This window comes from Amedibacillus sp. YH-ame10 (assembly GCF_053848885.1).
On record NZ_JBSPFA010000017.1, the window covers coordinates 56242 to 74983 of the forward strand.

Consider the following 18742-nt stretch of genomic DNA (forward strand, 5'->3'; position numbering starts at 1 on the left):
TTTTAATGAAGAATTTGATATAATAAATGAATAAGTACAGGAGGAAGTACCATGAATTTAAAAGAGTATATTGCAGATATTCCTGATTTTCCAAAGGAAGGCATTCTGTTTCGTGATGTAACACCATTGATGGCGGATGGAAAGGCATTTAAAGAAGCTTGTGATCGAATGATTGCATTTGCAAAAGAAGTTGGTGCGGATGTAATTGTAGGGCCTGAATCAAGAGGATTTATTTTTGGATGTCCTGTTGCATATGAATTAGGGATTGGATTTGTACCAGTTCGTAAGCCAGGAAAACTACCTCGTGAAACGGTAAGTGTTTCTTATGATTTAGAATATGGAAGTAATGAATTGCATGTTCATAAGGATGGTGTTACCAAAGGGCAAAAAGTTTTGATTGTTGATGATCTTTTGGCCACTGGTGGAACTGTAGAGGCTACCGTTGAAATCATTCATCAATTAGGCGGAGATGTAGTAGGCTGTGCTTTTTTAATTGAATTGTCAGATTTACATGGTAGAGATTTATTGAAGGATATCAATATATTATCCATCATGACGTATTAAAATAGAACAAGAGGATTTCCTCTTTTGTGAAAGCGAGGTGAAAAGTATGGTTAGCACAAATGTTGTAACATTTAGTGAATTGTTGTTAGAGATAAAGAAGTATATCAAAAAAGATGAAAACATTGATTTAATTACTAGAGCATATTTATGTGCTGAAAAAAATCATACTGGTCAATATCGTAAAAGTGGGGAACCATATATCATCCATGCGATACAAGTAGGATATATATTGGCAATGTTGAGAACTGGTCCTAAAACAATTGCGGCAGGTTTTCTTCATGATGTAGTAGAAGATTGTGATGTTACCATACAGGAAATCACTGACTCTTTTGGTGAGGAAGTCGCTTCGCTTGTAGAATCTGTTACTAAAATTGGTGCTTTAAAGTTCAAAGATGAAAAAGAGTATTTAGCTAGTAATCATCGTAAGATATTTATTGCGATGGCAAAGGATGTACGTGTTATTTTAATCAAATTGGCAGATCGTTTGCACAATATGCGTACATTACAATACATGAGTGAAGAGAAACAAAAGAAGATTGCTTCCGAAACTTTGGAAGTATACGCTCCAATCGCTCATCGTCTTGGTATTAGTGACATCAAGAATGAATTGGAAGATTTATGTTTTCAATATTTGGATAATGAAAAATACTATGAAATCGCAAAACTGGTTGAGAAACGAAAAACAGAACGCGATGAACAAGTAAAACATATGATTTTTGATATTTCTAGATTGATGGAAGAACATCAGTTAAAGTATCGAATATTTGGTCGTTCAAAGCATTTGTATAGCATTTATAAGAAAATGATGACAAAAAATAAACGATTCGAAGAAATCTTGGATTTACTTGCGATTCGTATTATTACAGATTCAGATACTGCTTGTTATGAAATTCTTGGGTACATTCATGCGAAATACCGTCCAATTCCAGGACGCTTTAAAGATTATATCGCGATGCCTAAAGTAAATATGTATCAGTCTTTACATACAACTATTGTGGCAGAAGATGGAAATATCTTTGAAGTTCAAATCCGAACAGAAACAATGGATGAAATCGCTGAACAAGGGATTGCGGCACATTGGCGTTATAAAGAAAATAACGGAAAAGAAATTCATCAAGAAGAAATCGAAGAACAATTGCACTGGTTTAAAGATTTCAGTGTTATGAGTGATGAAGTGAATGACGATGCTATGGAATATATGAATTTGCTTCAAAAGGATATTTTTGAGGCGAATGTATATGTTATGACTCCAAAAGGAAAAGTTATTGCGTTACCAAATGGTTCTACTCCAATTGATTTTGCATATCGTGTGCATACGGAAATTGGGCATCATACCGTTGGATCTACTATCAATGGAGTTCTTATGCCTTTGAACTCAAAATTAAAGACAGGAGACGTCGTTAGTATTCGTACGAGCAAACAATCTCCTGGACCAAGTGAAGACTGGATAAAAATAGTGAAATCTGCTCATGCTCGTAATAAAATACGATCCTTTTTCCAAAAACAAGAAAGTGAACGTCGTACACTGGATGTAAAAAAAGGTGAGGAGATGTTGGAGGATGAGTTGAAACGTCGTAATTTAGATGTAGATACTTATAAAGATGTAAAGAAAATCGAAAATATCGCAGGTTCTTTGAGCTTTAATTCTTATCAAGATTTAATGTATGCAATCGGTGTAAAACAAGTGTCATTACCTGCGGTGATTGAACGTCTTGTAAAACATAAGGTAAGTGTACCATTGGATAATGAAGTCTTAGCGAAACTTTTTAATCGCCAACAAGATCGAAAACGCAAGATTTCTCAAACTGGAATTCACATTGAGGGAATCGATTCTATGAAAGTATCTCTGGCAGCTTGTTGTTGTCCTGTTCCTGGAGACGACATTGTTGGTTATATTAGTAAAGGACAGGGTGTTAAAGTACATCGTTCAGATTGTCCAAATATTATACATGAAAAGAAACGTTTGATTGATGTTGACTGGGATGAAAATTTAGAACAGAAAACTTATGAAGTAAAATTAATTGTGAACTCTACTGATCGAAATTTCTTATTGAGCGATATTGTGACCGTGGTTTCACAATGTAAAGCTGGACTTCAACATGTAGATTCAACTGTGGAAGCAGATGGAATTAGTGCAACGACAAAAATGACAGTTGTTGTAACCAATGCGGCACACTTACAAACATTGATTGCTAATTTGCGAAAGATAAATAGTGTTCAACATGTAGAACGTGTTATTTTGTAAAGATATGAGCAAACACTCATATCTTTTTTTGAAAGGAAATAAGGGGTATGAAAGATCATAAATTATATATACGTCAGGCTTTGGATAGTGATGTAGAGGAAATAGAAGAATTGTATCGTGCAAGAGTGTTATACAACGATGCTCATCAAATGCATCAATGGAATCTTGAAGATGTTACCTGGGAAGAGTTATCCAAGTTATACACTATATCTGATTGTTATGTAGGAATATATGATGGACACATTGCGAGTGCCATGATGCTCGTGGATGAAGATGTATTATATTGGCCATCAGCACCGAAAGGGGAGTCTTTGTACTTGCATAAACTATGTGTTCATCCAATGGATGCTGGGAAGGGTTTTGCGGATCAAATGATTGTTTACTTTAAAGAGGCTGGAAAACAAAAAGGATATCCACAAGTAAAACTGGATGTAAGAGAGCATAAGAAAAAACTAAGAGAAATGTATGAAAGAAACGGTTTTCTCTTAGTTTCTGTAATTCAAGTTCATGAAGAATTTTATACTGCTTTATATGAATCTAAAACAAATGAGATTCAATTAACTAAGGGCTAAAATAGGAGCCTGTGGTTCTAATTTATCAAGTGATTCATAAATTTCTTGCATACTTGAAAACATATACATTTGATTGTTAAACATAGTGACAATACATCTTACATCAGAAGTGTTTTTGTTCATAATGAAGATGGAAACTTTTGTAACGGTATGTGTGAGTTTTGTATCGTCGTATTGCCATCCATTCAGAGGTCTTTTATTAGCCATTTTAGGAACCATATTGTCAAATTCTACATCAACAGAAACAATCGTATAGTCATCAGGGAAAGATACATCAATGAGTCCATCAGTGATTGCTTTTATCGGTTTTAATTTTGATGGATCTGCAAGTGAACCTGCAAATAGACTCTTGAAATGAACGATTGTTTTTTCGTTAAATTCTGTTCCTGTTTTCGTTGTTGGATTTTTTAACATATATTCTTCCATGTATGCCTGCGTTTCTACATTTACTACTCTGGCTACAGACAAAAATTTCGCATCATTTGCTTTTTTTACATATCCCATAATTGCAGGGACTGCAATTGCTAGTAGAATCCCCATAATTACTAGCACAACGATGATTTCCATTAGAGTAAACCCCTTTTTGTTTTTTATTAACTTATTTACCATGCTATTCACCCTTCTTCTTTCATATGGACCAATTCATATGATTTATACCTTATACTTACATTTTACTACAAAATGTAAGCTTTTTTAATAAAAATCTAATTTTTTGTAATTTTTTTACAATATTCAATACGTAATGTATTCCACGTTCTAAAGTATTCAGATATATAATGACGTATTTTTTCACGCTTTCTAGTACCTGCCATAGAATAATCTTCGAAAAATTTATGTACAAAGAAGCTGGCTCTACGAACGTGGAAGTTACTTGTCACTACAATGACAGTGTGTAAATTGTAGTGTTTGCATAGCTCTTTTGAATACAACAAATTTTCATAAGTGTTTCGTGCTTGTTCTTCCAATATAATATTTGCCTCATCGATACCCTTGGACACTGCATAGCTTTTCATCACACTAGCTTCACTATATGAATTACACACACATCCTCCAGAAATAATAAGGGTAGTCACTTTTTTTGCTTTGTACAATTCGATGGCACGATCCATTCTGCTTCTTTGCATGCGTGAACATGTGCCATCTTTGCTTGCTGGACTTCCTAAAATAATACAAGCATCATAGTGTGCGTGCTTCATTTTTCTACGAGAGGGAAACATCATCCAAAGGTAAATGTTTGCCATGATAACAAAACATATAATTCCTATAAACCAGTTCATTTTACACATACCGCCGGAAGGAGTTCACGTTTTATGATTTCTTGACGTTTTTGTAAATCGTAAGGATAAGCATATGCCATAGTGGATCGTAACTCCAGTTCACGATAACCATCTGGAATGTTTTTGAAGGTAGAGGCAACCACCACATCTTCATCTTGGAGCTTGCGAAGATGTGCTTGCCCCTTTGCGTTATAAGCCAATACACGAAGGTAATCTGGTTCTTTAAGTGCATCAATTTCTTTCTTTGTAGTTTGTGTGAGTATGTGTATACAAGTTCTTTGAATGCTTGCTTTTGTATAACGTTTCGATGTACAAGCGTTTAGAAATGATTCAAAATCAATATGCTGTTTGGCTTGTTTTATGAGTAGGGATTCAATGCCCTCATCTACCAAAAATAAAGATGATAAGTATTCTTTATCTACTGTAGATAAATAGGTTTGTAGATAAGGGTAATAGCTATCCATTTTAAACCCTGTAAGCAGTTCGGGCTTCATGTTGGTGGTGTGAGTGATATCTAAATTTTCATGATGTGCTTTTCGAATAGCAGTTGCGCTACTGATGTTTTGTATGATTTTTGTATCATGATATTGATTTGTACGCTTGATACAATGAGCTTTGATTGTTGTGTTCAATATTTCCTTTATATAAAACACACCTAGCATATCGTTGCTAGAAAGAGGAAACTGCAAAGCATTTTCTAATGCTTTCGCATAAGAGATTCCGCTATCTTGATATGATTTCATATCAAGATGCATGCGTGCTGCTTCATACAATCTATCAATATCTCCACATTCACTTCCAAACACAATACTATCTACACCAGCTTGCTTCAATACTTCCAAGGCTCCATGCGCAAAACGATCTGCTCTTTGTGTAACGAAAGGAAATGGTAATTCTACAACCAAATCACATCCATGTTGAATGGCTACTTCAGCGCGTGTCCATTTATCACTAATTGCAGCTTCTCCACGTTGTACAAAATTACCTGACATCACACAAATAAGTAAATCGCAATTTGTTATTTCACGTGCTTTTTGAATATGATAAAGGTGTCCGTTATGAAAAGGATTATATTCACAAATGATTCCACATATATGCATACATTATATTCCTCCTTTTCTTTCTTTTAATATACCACATGAATGTTATTATATCACTGTTTTTGTACGAATAGTTATGTTAAAATGAAGTTATAAAGAGGTAATTATATGATAAAAAACGAATTTAGCCTAGCTAGTAAAGTGGATGGATTGTCTTTGTCTGGTTGTTATGTCGAGAGTGGCGTGACATTGCGTGGAGTAATTTATCTAGTACACGGTATGTCGGAACATAAAGAACGCTATTTAGAATTTATGGAATATCTAGCACAACATGGATTTACTTGTGTCATCATGGATACAAGAGGACATGGGCAAAGCGTGAAGAGTGATGATGATTTAGGGTTCTTTTATGATGATGAAGGAAGTCATTGCGTAGAAGATGTACATCATATGATTTCTATGATTAAACAAAAGGTGAACGTTCCTGTTATTTTATTTGGACATAGTATGGGGTCGTTGATTGTTCGAGCATATACAAAAAAATATGATGATGAAATTGATGCGTTAGTCGTATGTGGTTCACCAAGTAAAAATCCGATGGCTTCTATCGCGTTAAAACTTGTTGGGTTTATTTCTGTGTTTAAAGGAGATCATCACCGTAGCAAGTTTATACATAATATGGCGTTTTCCTCATTTGGTAAACGATTCAATGAAGACTTCAGTGAAAACAATTGGTTGAGTGCAAATAAAGAAAATGTTCATGCTTATGATAAGGATGCATATTCTGGATTTATATTTACGTTGAATGGGTTTAAAAATCTTTTTCATCTTATGAAGATTGTATATGATGAAAAGGGATGGGGGATGAAGAATGCAAATTTACCTATATTGTTTGTTGCTGGAAAAGATGATCCATGTATTGATACAGTAGAAAAATTCAAAGAAGCATACACATTCTTACAACAAAGGGGATACAAAGATGTAAACAGTCATCTCTTTGAAGGGATGCGACATGAAATATTGAATGAAACGCAACGTAAGGAAGTGTTTGATTATATTGTAGGATGGTTAGATGGGTGTATTGGGTCTTGAAACGTAAAAACTACAAAGGAAAGAAGTTGAAGCACGTATCCATGGATTTCTTATTGTTTTATCCTATATAAGGTATAGGAACGTGATTTATGTAGGTTGCCTTTTAAACTTGTGAAGAAATAAAAGAAAACTCTTTTCTTTATTTAAAAAATATGGTTTAATATATAAGCCTACCATTGGAATCAATAAATCATTGACTTTATTATCCAATTTCCTTATAATAGGATAGGTTAGACAACGAGGTGATTCTTTTGAAATGGTCTAAATTGGAATTGTTACAGGCGAACAATCAAACAATCGAATTTGATGAAAGTATTGATTTCGAACCTGCGATATTTTCCAAAATGCATCAGATCAAAGGATTGCAAGATGTTACGGTATCAGGAAATGTTCATTACGATACTTCTGGCGAACGCGTATACGCGGATCTAGATATTGAAGGAGTAATGATAGTACCGTGTTCTATAACTCTAGAAGATGTAGAATATGATTTCCATACTAAATCTTTGGAAGTGTTCTCTTTCGTCAAATGCGAGGATGGAGATATACACGAAGTAAAAGGTGATGTCGTAGAGTTATTACCGGTGATCTTTCAATTGATATTGATGGAGGTTCCTTTGAAGGTTGTTAAAGAGGGGCTTGCGCAGTATCCTAAAGGTGACGGTTGGGAAGTTGTCAAAGAGGAAGCATATCTGAAAGAGAAATCTGATGAAATTGATCCTCGCTTAGCAAAGTTGAAAGAATTCAAATGTGAAGATTAAGTAGGAGGTGCTAACATGGCTGTTCAACAGAGACGTGGTTCAAAAACTAGAAAAGCAAAACGTAGAACTCATTATAAATTAGCTGCACCGACATTGACAAAATGTCCAAACTGTGGAGAATATAAAGTTCCTCACAAAATGTGTGCATGTGGTGAGTACAACGGAAAAACAATCGTAGAAAAATAAGACAAAGGAATCGGGAAACCGATTTTTTGTTTATTTAAGATGAGGAACAAGGACCTTCTTTAAAAAAACTTGATAATTAAGGAATTACGTGTTATATTATTAGCAGATACTTGAACAGGAGTGGGTTATTCCCACTCCTTCATTATGCTTGTAAAGGAGAATGATATGGATCAGATAACTAAGATCAAGGAACTGGTAACAAACGTACTAGATAAAGATATTCAACTGTATGATGTGACATGGCAAACCGAAGGGAATGCACGCATCTTACAAATTTCAATTATGCATAGAGATGGTTCTATGGATATTGATACTTGTGCGTCTGTATCAGAGAAAATTTCAGAAAAAATGGATGAAGAAGACTTTATTGCCTTTGAATACTTTTTAGAAGTGTGCTCTCCAGGTGCGGAGAGAGAGTTGCGTGATGAAACGCAAATCAAAGATGCAGTAGGGGAATTTGTTTGTGTAAAACTTAAAGATCCTAAAGCCGGTATGGCTGAAGTGAAAGGAACACTTACATCTTTTGAAGATGATAAAGTTTTGATTCATTATATGGATAAAGCTGTAAAGAAGAAAATCGAGATTGAAATGAACAACGTTGCGTTGATTCGTCTATCTGTAAAAATTTAGAAAGGAAATTTAAGAGATGAAGTTAAAAGATTTTATGGCCGCAATGCAGGCAATCGAAAGTGATCGTAAATTATCGAAAGAAATCGTAGTAGATGCACTTCAAGAAGCACTATCAAAAGCATTCCGTAAACATATTGAAATTCCTGATGCTTTGGTACGTGTTGACGTAAATGAAAAAAGCGGAGATATCAAAGTATTTCAACAGCGTTTAATCGTAGAAGAAGTAGAAGATGATGAATTGGAAATTTCTTTGAAAGATGCGAAGAGAATTAACCAAGATTTAGAACTTGAAGGTTTTGTTGAAGAAGAAATCGATATTACAAGCTTTGGTAGAGCGGCTGTTATTTTGGCAAAGAACGTTATGAAACAAAAAATTCGTGAAGCAGAGAAATTGGCTGTTTATGAAGAGTATTGTGATAAAGTGGAAGAAATGATTTTTGGTACAATTGAATCTGTCGAGGAAAAGTTCTGTGTTGTAAACATTGGTAAGACACTTGCAATTATGCCAAAGAATCAACAAATTCCAAATGAAGTTTATCGTGAAAGTCAGATTATTCGTGTTGTTATTTCTGAAGTAAATAAAGAAACAAAAGGTGCGCAAGTATTAGTATCTCGTGCAGATGCTACGCTTGTAAAACGTTTGTTTGAAAAAGAAGTTCCGGAAATCTTCCAAGGAATTATAGAAATTAAAGCAATTGCTCGTGAAGCTGGAGAACGTACAAAGATGGCAGTGTATTCTCATAATGAGAATATTGATCCAATTGGTGCGTGTATCGGGCCTCGTGGACAACGTGTACAAGTTATCATTGATGAACTTGGTGGAGAAAAAATCGATATATTTGAATGGAGCGAAGATGTAACAGAATTGATTAAAAATGCATTATCTCCTGCAGAAGTATTGGCAGTTATTCCAAATGAAGACCGTCGTGGTGGTTTATTAGTTGTTGTGCCAGATAATCAATTGTCATTAGCGATTGGTAAACGTGGTAAAAATGCGCGTTTAGCAGTGAAATTAACAGGTAATAAAATTGATATCAAATCAGAAACCGATGTTAATGAAATGGATATTGATTGGAAAGAAATCGCGATGAAACAACGCGCTGAATTCCTAGCAAAACAACAACAAGAAAAAGCAGCAGCACAACTTGAAAAATTCGAAGAAACTTCTTTAGAAGAAGCAGAAGCTGTTTCTATTGATGATGCAGGTGTCGCGTTCGTTGAAACTCCTTATATCGAGGAAGAAGAAAGCGAAGTAGAAGCTGTAGTTGTAGAAGAAGTCGCAAAAGAAGAACCAGTGAAAGAAGAAAAACACGTGGAAACGGATTTGGAAATCGCTGCTCGTATTGCGAAAGAGAAACAAAAAGCACAAGGTCTAAATGTAAAAGAAAAACAAGAATACAAATCTAAGTTTGAAACATTGGCAGATGCTAGTAGTAAACAAGAAACAAAACCTGCTAGACCTAAATATAAGAAATATGAAGATAAAGACAAAGAAAAAGAAGATCGTAAACCTACTTTTGATTTAAAAGATAAAGATTATGAATTGAAACCAATTTATTCAGAAGAAGAGTTGGCTGAAATCGAACTTCATCAAAAAGAAGAAGAAGAGAGCGATTGGATTCACGATGAAATTGACTTCGATGAATTCGACAAATACTACGAAGAATAACGTAAGGAGGTATGCTTCATGAAAAAGATACCCATGCGCAGATGTTTGGCTACACAGGAAAGCTTGCCTAAAAAAGAACTTATTCGTATTGTACGTACACCAGAAGGTGTTGTAGAAATCGATGAAAGTGGCAAGAAGAATGGAAGAGGCGCTTATTTGAAACGCAGTGTAGAAGCTGTGGAATTGGCAAAAAAGAAAAAGGCATTATCACGAGCATTAGAATGTGAAATACCGGATGAAATTTATAGTCAATTAACGGAGATGTTTACAGGTGAGTAATGGAGTAAGCGGTTTATTAGGGCTTGCGGCCAGAGCGCGTAAAATAACGTCTGGTGATACAGCATTTCACCAATTTCGTTTGCATACGGTACATCTTGTAATAATCAGTGAAGATGTTGGTAACAATACAAAGAAGAAACTAATGGATAAATGTGAGTTTTATCATATTCCATATGTTTATATGAATGGCGACGTAATGAATGCAGCGATTGGAACTGGCAATCGTAAATTCATTGCGATATTAGATGAAGGTTTTGCACAAAAGCTTCATGCTTGCTTGAAAGGCTAGGTGATTATATGGCAAGACAACCACAGAAAAAGGGAAATAACAACAACCGAAGAAATAACAATCACGCAAAGGGGAATTTTCCTCCTAAGAAAGAGCGTGTAGAGGTAAAGGAAATCAAATACAGTCTTCCAATTGGTGTTGGAGAACTGGCTGATAAACTGAATCGAAACGCGAGTGAACTTATTAAATTGTTGTTTATGATGGGAACTATGGTGACAATCAACTCATCTTTGGATGAAGAGACTGTACAGTTGATCTGTATGGAATTCAATGTTGAATGTGAAAAAGAAATCATCGTAGATGAAACAGATTTTGAAGAACAAATTGTAGAAGATGACGATCCTACACTTTTACAACAGCGTCCTGCCGTTGTAACGATCATGGGACATGTTGACCATGGGAAAACAACGTTATTGGATACCATTCGTAAAACGCATGTTACAGAAGGCGAATTTGGTGGAATTACACAACATATTGGTGCTTACCAAGTAAATGTAAAAGGGAAAAAGGTTACGTTCTTAGATACTCCAGGACATGAGGCTTTTACTGCTATGCGTGCTCGTGGTGCGAAAGTTACCGATATTGTAATTATCGTAGTTGCGGCAGATGACGGTGTGATGCCACAGACAATGGAAGCAATTGACCATGCGAAAGCTGCAGGAGTTCCTGTTATTGTTGCGGTCAATAAAATGGATAAACCAGGTGTTACAAAAGATCGTATCATCTCTGAAATGAGTGAACATGGTTTGATGCCTGAAGAATGGGGTGGAGATACTATCTTTGCGGAAATTTCTGCGAAGACAGGAATGGGAGTCTCTGATCTTTTAGAAACTATCTTAGTTGTTTCTGAAGTGAACGATTTCCGTGCAAACCCTAACAAACCAGCAAGTGGTAGTGTAATTGAAGCAAAACTTGATAAAGGACGAGGTCCAGTAACAACGCTTCTTGTACAAAGTGGTACTTTGAATGCAGGAGATGCAGTAGTTGTTGGTACAGCGTTTGGTAAAGTGCGTAAAATGACAGATGATCGTGGACGTGAGATTAAAACAGCACTTCCATCAACTCCAGTGGAAATCATTGGGTTAAACGATGTACCAGTCGCTGGAGATATCTTTAAAGCCTTCGACTCTGATAAAAAAGCACGTCAAATAGCAGAAGCTAGACTTACAAAACGTATTGATTTAGAACGTAACTCAAGTAGTGCAATGTCACTTGATGATCTTGCTCGCCAAATTGAAGAAGGCGAAGTTCAAGATGTAAACGTAATTATCAAAGCGGATGTTCAAGGTAGTGCGGAAGCAGTAAAAGCAAGCATGGAGAAAATTGATGTTTCTGGTGTAAAAGTAAACGTCATTCGTTCTACTGCAGGAGCAATTACAGAATCTGATATTCTATTAGCAAGCGCATCTCATGCGGTTGTATATGGTTTCAACGTTCGTCCAAACGCTCTTGTGCGTAAGAAAGCTGAAGAAGAAGGAATTGAAATTCGTCTTCACAACATTATCTATAAAGCATTGGAAGAAATGGAAAATGCGATGAAAGGTATGTTGGCGCCTGTATTTGAAGAAATTGTTATCGGACAAGCAGAAGTTCGTCAAATTTATAAAGCTAGTAAAATTGGTACAATCGCTGGTTGTATGGTTACTGATGGTGTTCTTAAAAAAGAATGTGGAGTACGTTTGATTCGTGATGGTGTTGTTGTTTATACGGGTGTTCTAGGCTCTTTAAAACGTTTCCAAAACGATGCAAAAGAAGTATCTACAGGATTTGATTGTGGTGTCACAATTGAAAACTTCAATGATGTTAAAGTAAATGACATTGTAGAAGCGTATGAAAACCAGCAGGTTGATCCAGAATAACGATAGGTGATAATATGACATTAAAATCGGATAAAATTTCCGGTATCATTCAAAAAGAAGTATCAGAAATCATCCAATTCCAACTGAAAGATCCTAAAATTGGTTTTATTACCATTACGGATGTTACGGTTACGGGTGATTTATCCATTGCGAAAGTCTATGTGTCCTTCTTAGGACAAAAGGCTAGAGAAGAAGCTGGGATGAAAGCATTAGAACGTTCTAAAGGCTTCATTCGCACGGAGTTGGCAAAACGCATGACCTTGCGTAAAGTTCCATCTTTGATTTTCTTATTGGATGATTCATTGGAAAAAGGTAACAAAATCGAAAAGATTATATTTGATATTCATCAAAAGCAGTAATCTAAAACGAGGTGTAAGATTGTAGTTCTTCTACAAATACCCTCGTTTTTTTTATATATATAAAACATCCTAGCTATTTCACTAGGATGCACATTTATAAAAGTAAAATGATATATGGTGTAACAAACATTTGAACAATTGCCGAAAGTATCATTAGTGGTAAGACAACAAACAAGTAGACTCTTCCTACATCAACTACTATCTCTTTAAAGGATGTGATGGGTTCTTTATGTAAGAGGTGCAAGGTAATACATTTGCATATATACGCACCACAAGTTGATGCAATCAGCATAGCTGGAATCAAAAATATTCCATGTGGTAAGATAGATGCGTAAATGAGTCCAGGAGTGACCGTGGAAATTGCAGTCGAACCAAACAAGATACCGATCATACTTCCATTCAACATCACAAACAGAATAGGAATGAATACAAATGGGACACATCCACAAAGAATTAACATAATCCCTGTAAAAGCATTCTCGCTTATGGTTGGTAATAATCCAGCAGGATTTATAGCGGAATCAATAATCCCACTTGTTTGTATTAGCAGTCGAGTTGCTAAAGCTGGGTTTAAACTAATTACGATAGAAGAAATAACGATAACAAGAACAAATATAACGGTTGTAAGAGGGAATAGCATTTTTAATCGTTCCTTATAAAATCCCTTTGTTTTCTGTATTTGGTGCTCCAAAAAGCTCATAAAGATCCTCCTTTGATATACTGTATATCACTTCTAGTTCATACAGTTACCTATATTCATTGATTTGCATTATGAATTCAAAAGTCCTGTTGTATAAGTATATATTTTTTTTATTTAAATAGCAAGTCCTTACAAGGTATGAAAGGTACAAAAAAACACCACGAAGGATACCCTTGTGGTGTGATAAATCTTTATTTTCCAACCTTTAACAATCGTTCTTTTAACTTGAACTTTGTGCCGAAACGAAACATCATATCCATTAAGAATGGAATGGATACAATACCACCAGCTGTTAATGCTAGCTGAAACAACGGTAATGTAACAAGGGCGAATATTTTAGGTAAGAAGATAACAGCGATAATAAATGCTGAAGACATACATATAAACAATAAGAAACGTTTCTTTGTAAAGGGTGTAGATACTCGATACAAAACAACAAAGGAAGATGCGGCAGTTAAGAACACACACATCGTAGACATGATTTCATTGGATACAGGAAAAAATAGGGAAGTTACATTTACATAGATAATACTTAACACGACACACAATGCACCTGGCAGTGCACGACTCAATACATTGATTAAGAAGTTTCCCTCCACACGGGCATGGTTCGCTTCTAAGGCTAAAAAGAAAGAAGGGATGCCAATGGTTAGGGAGGATATTAAAGTTAGTTGTATAGGCTCAAAAGGATACCTCTGGATGAAGAATAGTGTTAAGATACTTAAAATCGTAGAAAATGTTGTTTTTACTAGGAACATAGAGCTTGCTCTTTGGATATTATTGATTACACGTCGCCCTTCATCTACGATACGAGGCATATTCGCAAAGTTATTATCTAATAAAACAAGGTTTGCGATATTCTTCGCTGCTTCACTTCCTTGTGCAACCGAAATACTACAATCGGCTTCCTTTAAAGCCATAACATCATTAACACCATCACCAATCATAGCAGTGATATGTCCTTGTTCTTTCAATGCACAAATCATAAGTTTTTTCTGTTGAGGACTAACACGACCAAATATCGTGTATTGATTCACAATTTCTGGGATATCATCATCAGGTATGGTAGACATATCGATAAATTTCTCATAGTTTTTTAAGTTTGCCTTACGGGCAATCTCATGTACTGTGCGAGGATCATCTCCACTAATGACTTTAACATCTACACCTTGAGAAAGAAAGTAATCCAATGTTTGAGGAGCTTCTTTACGAATCGGATCACTCAATACAATAAGTCCTAATATTTCGTTTTCTTTTATAATTGCTTGATCTTTAATAGGATATTCATTATGAGCTACAACAAGCACTCGGTTTCCTAAGTTCGCTTGTATATTGATCATCTCTATAATATGAGAATCTGTTGAATCTTGCATAAATTCATACGCACCCATAGCATATGTACCTTGTTCACCGAATGTTGCGGCGCTATATTTCCTTGCACTAGAGAAGGGCAAGATACTAGATGCTTGTTGCGTTGTTTTCATTTCTTTTAAATACGATGAAATTGCTAATGAGGTAGAGTTTTCATCTTGGATTGAAAAACAGAGGTTCGCAAGTATTTGTTTCAATTCTGCGAGTTCACCATGTAATGGAATCAAATCTTCTACTTGCATATTTCCTTCTGTAATGGTACCTGTTTTATCGAGACATAACGTATCTACTCGAGCAAGTGTCTCTATACAATATAGTTCTTGTACAAGGGTGTTATGTTTTGCTAGATTGATAGATCCTACGGCTAAGGCAACACTTGTTAAAAGAACCAAACCTTCTGGTACCATACCTAACAAAGCCGCAACTGTTGAAACAATCGCTTCAGGAAAAGTTGCTCCAGTAATGAATAACTGTTTACTAAATAATAAGACTCCCACAGGAATGATAATGATACCAATGGTCTTAATGATAAAGTTGATAGAATCACGTAGTTGTGATTTGTGTTTCGTTAAACGTTTTGCATCGCACATGATACGTTCTGCATAATTATCTTTTCCCACATGCAACACTTGGCACTTCGCATTTCCACTCGATATAAAACTTCCAGAATACAGTTCATCTCCTACATGTTTAATAATGATATCAGATTCTCCTGTAACCAATGATTCATTTACTTCCAAACGCCCCTCCAAGACAATGGCATCCGCACATATTTGGTTTCCTGTAGATAATATCATAATATCATCTAGTACAAGTTCATTCATATGTATTTCGACCCATGCGCAATCACGTAATACTCTAATATTAAATTGTGTAATTAAGGACAATTTATCAAGCACACGCTTTGCCCGAATCTCTTGAATGATACCAATAAAAATATTAGAAATAACAACACCTAAGAATAAAATGTTACGAAAGGAACCAATAAAAATTATCAAACCCGCTAAAATAGCATTGATCAAATTGAATAGCGTAAAAAGATTATCACGAAAGATTTCCTTATAACTTTTTGTGATCGTTTCGCTTTGGACATTGACTTGTCCTTTTTGTATTCGATCATCGATCTGTGATTGTGTTAGTCCACATTGTAAATCGATGTCCATGATGTGCTCATGTGCCATAGTCGTTCACCTCATATTATCTTTCTTTTATTATAACAAATCTTTGTATGTTTTAGTCTTACGTTATTGTAATTTTTATGTTGAATTGTGGGATATAGATGAAATCGATGGTTTATGGTATACTATACCCGCAAGATTTTGAAAGGAATGTCGTTATGAGTATATTAAATGTAGAACATGTATCACAAAGTTTTGGTGGACGTCAAATATTAGAGGATGTGTCTTTTCGTTTGTTAAAGGGTGAACACGTTGGATTGATTGGGGCAAATGGAGAAGGGAAATCTACTTTTTTAAATATTATTACAGGAAAGAATCCTCCTGAATCAGGTAAAGTAGAATGGTGTAATCGTATTACAACTGGATATCTCGATCAGCATACCATATTAGAAAAAGGGAAAAGTATCAAAGATGTGTTACAGGATGCGTTTCATCATTTGTTCGATTTAGAAGCAGATATGATGAAAATGTATGAAGATATGTGTGATTGTAGTGAAGATGAAATGAACGCTATGATGAATGATGTAGGGGAAATACAAGATATATTGGAACACAGTGGCTTTTATATGATTGATACAAAAATTAATGAAGTCGCAAGTGGTCTTGGTTTATTGGATATTGGTTTGCATAAAGATGTTAGTCAACTGTCTGGTGGACAGCGTTCAAAAGTATTATTGACCAAGTTGTTGTTGGAGAATCCTATGATTTTAATCTTGGATGAGCCTACCAACTATTTAGACGAAGATCATATTCAGTGGTTAACAAACTTCTTATCCAATTATGAAAATGCTTTTATTCTTGTTTCTCATGATATTCCATTCTTAAATAATGTTGTCAATATTATCTATCACGTTGAAAACTGTGAGTTGACTCGTTATGTAGGTGATTATCAATATTTTGAAGAACAATATGCGCTTAAAAAACGTCAACAGGAAGCTGCCTACAATAAACAACAAAAAGAAATCGATGATTTAGAAGACTTTATTGCACGTAATAAAGCACGTGTCGCAACACGTAATATGGCACATTCTAGACAAAAGAAACTAGATAAGATGGATATTATCTCAAAACCAAAAACAAAGATCAAACCTGTGTTCTCGTTTGAATCCGCAAGAACGCCAGGTCGCGTTATTTTCGAAACAAAGGATTTAATCATAGGGTATCAAGAACCCTTAACTTCACCATTGCATTTACTCTTAGAGCGTAACCGTAAGGTTGCGATAAAGGGAGTGAATGGATTAGGGAAAACTACGTTACTAAAAACCTTAATGGGAAAGATACCTGCTTTATCTGGAAGTGTGGAAGTGGACCCATTTGTGGAATTAGGTTTCTTTGAACAAGAAGAAGTATCCACTACAAAAACAGCGCTTGATTATTTTTGGGATGAATATCCTGCATATAATAATGGAGAAGTACGTGCAGCACTCGCAAAATGTGGTTTAACTACTGATCATATAGAATCTGGTATGTATGTGCTATCAGGTGGGGAACAAGCCAAAGCACGATTATGTGTCATCATGAATCGTCCATGTAATGTTCTTGTGTTGGATGAGCCTACCAACCATTTAGATGTAGATGCAAAAGAAGAATTAAAAAAAGCAGTGAAAGAGTACAAAGGAACTGTTTTATTAGTATCCCATGATCCTGACTTCTATATGGATATTGTGGATGAAGTATGGAACTTAGAAGAATGGACTACAAAAATATTATAATAGGTAGTATACTGAAGATGGAAGATAAGTGAATTTCCATGGAGGCGATGTTGTGAGTAGACGACTAGTGCTGTATTGGGTTTTGTTTGTTGTGTATGTGATTTGTATGATTTTAACGTTGTTTCAAGGTGTTTATTTTGGAACAGTATGTTTTACGCTATTGTTTATCAAACTTTGTATAGATTTGTACGATCACTATAAAAAGAAGTAAAGAAAGATCATCTTTGTGAGGGATTCACATGAGATGATCTTTTCTTATAGCCATTTTATTTTATTCTCTGTTTTGTTCTTTATTTTCTTAATGTTGCTTCTGTGTCGATAAATAACAAGGATGGTTAATAACCAACTAGCAATTACGATTTCTATACTAGTCGCATATTGCATTACACTAATATAAATTGTACTAACAACTGCCGCAACCATACTAGATAAAGAAACCATTTTTCCAAGATATAGTACAATTACAAAGAAGATAAACGGGATTATGACATACCAACCATTTTGGAAAGTAAAGATGGATGTAGATAATAAGAATCCAAACATTGTCGCAACTGCTTTACCACCATGAAATCCCGCAAACACAGGATAACAATGACCAATACAAGCCGCTAAACCAGCCCATATACTCGCTTCACGATCGAAGATGGATACAATCCCTACCGCAAGAACAACTTTTAACACGTCACAAGCAATGACAGAAATACCAGCATTCTTTCCTAAAACTCTTCCAGCATTGGAACCTCCAAGATTTCCACTCCCGAAATTTCGAACATCTGTTTTGTAAAATACTTTTCCAATCACAAGTGCAAATGGAATGGAACCTAGCACATATCCAAGTGCTATATATAAAATCCAATATATATTCATAACGTTCACCTCGATCAAATTACGTATCTATTTTAACATCAAATAAGGTTCTATAAAAGAAAAATAAAATCTATTCTACTTTTTTTTGCTTG

At 35.2% G+C, this 18742-nt stretch carries 20 protein-coding genes; 14 read left to right on the forward strand and 6 right to left on the reverse strand.

Annotation, left to right across the window (positions count from 1 at the left end; all coding sequences use genetic code 11):
* Positions 1 to 51 precede the first annotated feature (51 nt).
* Genes ACWG42_RS08845 through ACWG42_RS08855 form a run of 3 tightly spaced genes read left to right on the forward strand, consistent with a single transcriptional unit; the run spans position 52 to position 3381 of the window.
* On the forward strand, positions 52 to 564 hold the full coding sequence (locus ACWG42_RS08845; protein ID WP_455791650.1) for an adenine phosphoribosyltransferase: 513 nt from the start codon (positions 52 to 54) through the stop codon (positions 562 to 564).
* 46 nt (positions 565 to 610) lie between these two features.
* Positions 611 to 2809, forward strand: a complete 2199-nt coding sequence (locus ACWG42_RS08850) for a RelA/SpoT family protein (protein ID WP_455791652.1) — start codon at positions 611 to 613, stop codon at positions 2807 to 2809.
* Between the two features lie 47 nt (positions 2810 to 2856).
* Positions 2857 to 3381 carry a GNAT family N-acetyltransferase gene (locus ACWG42_RS08855; protein WP_455791654.1) on the forward strand — a complete coding sequence of 175 codons (525 nt, stop codon included), beginning with the start codon at positions 2857 to 2859 and terminating at the stop codon, positions 3379 to 3381.
* On the opposite strand, the gene ACWG42_RS08860 is transcribed toward ACWG42_RS08855, so the two are convergent.
* From ACWG42_RS08860 to ACWG42_RS08870, 3 genes are all read right to left on the reverse strand, one after another.
* Positions 3367 to 3990: a type IV pilin protein gene (locus tag ACWG42_RS08860; RefSeq protein WP_455791656.1), complete on the reverse strand. Its 624-nt coding sequence runs from the start codon at positions 3988 to 3990 to the stop codon at positions 3367 to 3369. The genes ACWG42_RS08855 and ACWG42_RS08860 overlap by 15 nt on opposite strands.
* Before the next feature lie 95 nt (positions 3991 to 4085).
* Complete coding sequence (locus ACWG42_RS08865; protein ID WP_455791657.1) at positions 4086 to 4577, reverse strand: YdcF family protein; 492 nt, start codon at positions 4575 to 4577, stop codon at positions 4086 to 4088.
* A gap of 77 nt (positions 4578 to 4654) precedes the next feature.
* A complete protein-coding gene (locus ACWG42_RS08870; RefSeq protein ID WP_455791659.1) occupies positions 4655 to 5758 on the reverse strand; it encodes a tRNA(Met) cytidine acetate ligase in 1104 nt (367 codons plus the stop codon).
* A gap of 108 nt (positions 5759 to 5866) precedes the next feature.
* On the opposite strand from ACWG42_RS08870, the gene ACWG42_RS08875 reads away from it, so the two are divergent.
* The 9 genes from ACWG42_RS08875 to rbfA all read left to right on the forward strand — a co-directional run bounded on the left by ACWG42_RS08875 (position 5867) and on the right by rbfA (position 12822).
* Positions 5867 to 6790: an alpha/beta hydrolase gene (locus ACWG42_RS08875; protein ID WP_455791661.1), complete on the forward strand. Its 924-nt coding sequence runs from the start codon at positions 5867 to 5869 to the stop codon at positions 6788 to 6790.
* A 242-nt stretch (positions 6791 to 7032) separates the two neighbouring features.
* Entirely contained in the window at positions 7033 to 7551 is a 519-nt protein-coding gene (locus tag ACWG42_RS08880) for a YceD family protein (RefSeq protein WP_455791662.1), read from the forward strand.
* A 15-nt stretch (positions 7552 to 7566) separates the two neighbouring features.
* On the forward strand, positions 7567 to 7737 hold the full coding sequence (gene rpmF, locus ACWG42_RS08885; protein ID WP_455791664.1) for a 50S ribosomal protein L32: 171 nt from the start codon (positions 7567 to 7569) through the stop codon (positions 7735 to 7737).
* Positions 7738 to 7902: 165 nt separating this feature from the next.
* On the forward strand, positions 7903 to 8367 hold the full coding sequence (locus ACWG42_RS08890) for a ribosome maturation factor RimP (RefSeq protein WP_455791666.1): 465 nt from the start codon (positions 7903 to 7905) through the stop codon (positions 8365 to 8367).
* 16 nt (positions 8368 to 8383) lie between these two features.
* Complete coding sequence (gene nusA, locus ACWG42_RS08895; protein ID WP_455791667.1) at positions 8384 to 10036, forward strand: transcription termination factor NusA; 1653 nt, start codon at positions 8384 to 8386, stop codon at positions 10034 to 10036.
* Between the two features lie 18 nt (positions 10037 to 10054).
* On the forward strand, positions 10055 to 10315 hold the full coding sequence (gene rnpM, locus ACWG42_RS08900; RefSeq protein WP_455791669.1) for an RNase P modulator RnpM: 261 nt from the start codon (positions 10055 to 10057) through the stop codon (positions 10313 to 10315).
* Entirely contained in the window at positions 10308 to 10604 is a 297-nt protein-coding gene (locus ACWG42_RS08905; RefSeq protein WP_455791670.1) for a L7Ae/L30e/S12e/Gadd45 family ribosomal protein, read from the forward strand. Before rnpM ends, ACWG42_RS08905 begins: the two co-directional genes overlap by 8 nt.
* Before the next feature lie 8 nt (positions 10605 to 10612).
* On the forward strand, positions 10613 to 12463 hold the full coding sequence (gene infB / locus ACWG42_RS08910) for a translation initiation factor IF-2 (protein ID WP_455791672.1): 1851 nt from the start codon (positions 10613 to 10615) through the stop codon (positions 12461 to 12463).
* 14 nt (positions 12464 to 12477) lie between these two features.
* The gene (rbfA, locus tag ACWG42_RS08915) at positions 12478 to 12822 is read left to right on the forward strand and encodes a 30S ribosome-binding factor RbfA (protein ID WP_455791673.1); all 345 of its coding nucleotides are present in this window, start codon (positions 12478 to 12480) and stop codon (positions 12820 to 12822) included.
* Between the two features lie 94 nt (positions 12823 to 12916).
* Here the strand turns inward: rbfA and ACWG42_RS08920 are convergent, their stop codons facing one another.
* On the reverse strand, positions 12917 to 13522 hold the full coding sequence (locus tag ACWG42_RS08920) for a stage II sporulation protein M (RefSeq protein WP_455791675.1): 606 nt from the start codon (positions 13520 to 13522) through the stop codon (positions 12917 to 12919).
* Between the two features lie 191 nt (positions 13523 to 13713).
* The gene (locus ACWG42_RS08925) at positions 13714 to 16074 is read right to left on the reverse strand and encodes an HAD-IC family P-type ATPase (protein ID WP_455791677.1); all 2361 of its coding nucleotides are present in this window, start codon (positions 16072 to 16074) and stop codon (positions 13714 to 13716) included.
* Between the two features lie 155 nt (positions 16075 to 16229).
* On the opposite strand from ACWG42_RS08925, the gene ACWG42_RS08930 reads away from it, so the two are divergent.
* Positions 16230 to 17783 (forward strand): ABC-F family ATP-binding cassette domain-containing protein, encoded by a 1554-nt coding sequence (locus ACWG42_RS08930; RefSeq protein WP_455791679.1) that lies wholly within the window; start codon positions 16230 to 16232, stop codon positions 17781 to 17783.
* Between the two features lie 52 nt (positions 17784 to 17835).
* The gene (locus ACWG42_RS08935) at positions 17836 to 17994 is read left to right on the forward strand and encodes a hypothetical protein (protein ID WP_455791680.1); all 159 of its coding nucleotides are present in this window, start codon (positions 17836 to 17838) and stop codon (positions 17992 to 17994) included.
* 44 nt (positions 17995 to 18038) lie between these two features.
* Here ACWG42_RS08935 and plsY read toward each other — a convergent pair whose 3' ends face one another.
* Entirely contained in the window at positions 18039 to 18650 is a 612-nt protein-coding gene (gene plsY, locus ACWG42_RS08940; RefSeq protein WP_455791681.1) for a glycerol-3-phosphate 1-O-acyltransferase PlsY, read from the reverse strand.
* Positions 18651 to 18742 lie beyond the last annotated feature (92 nt).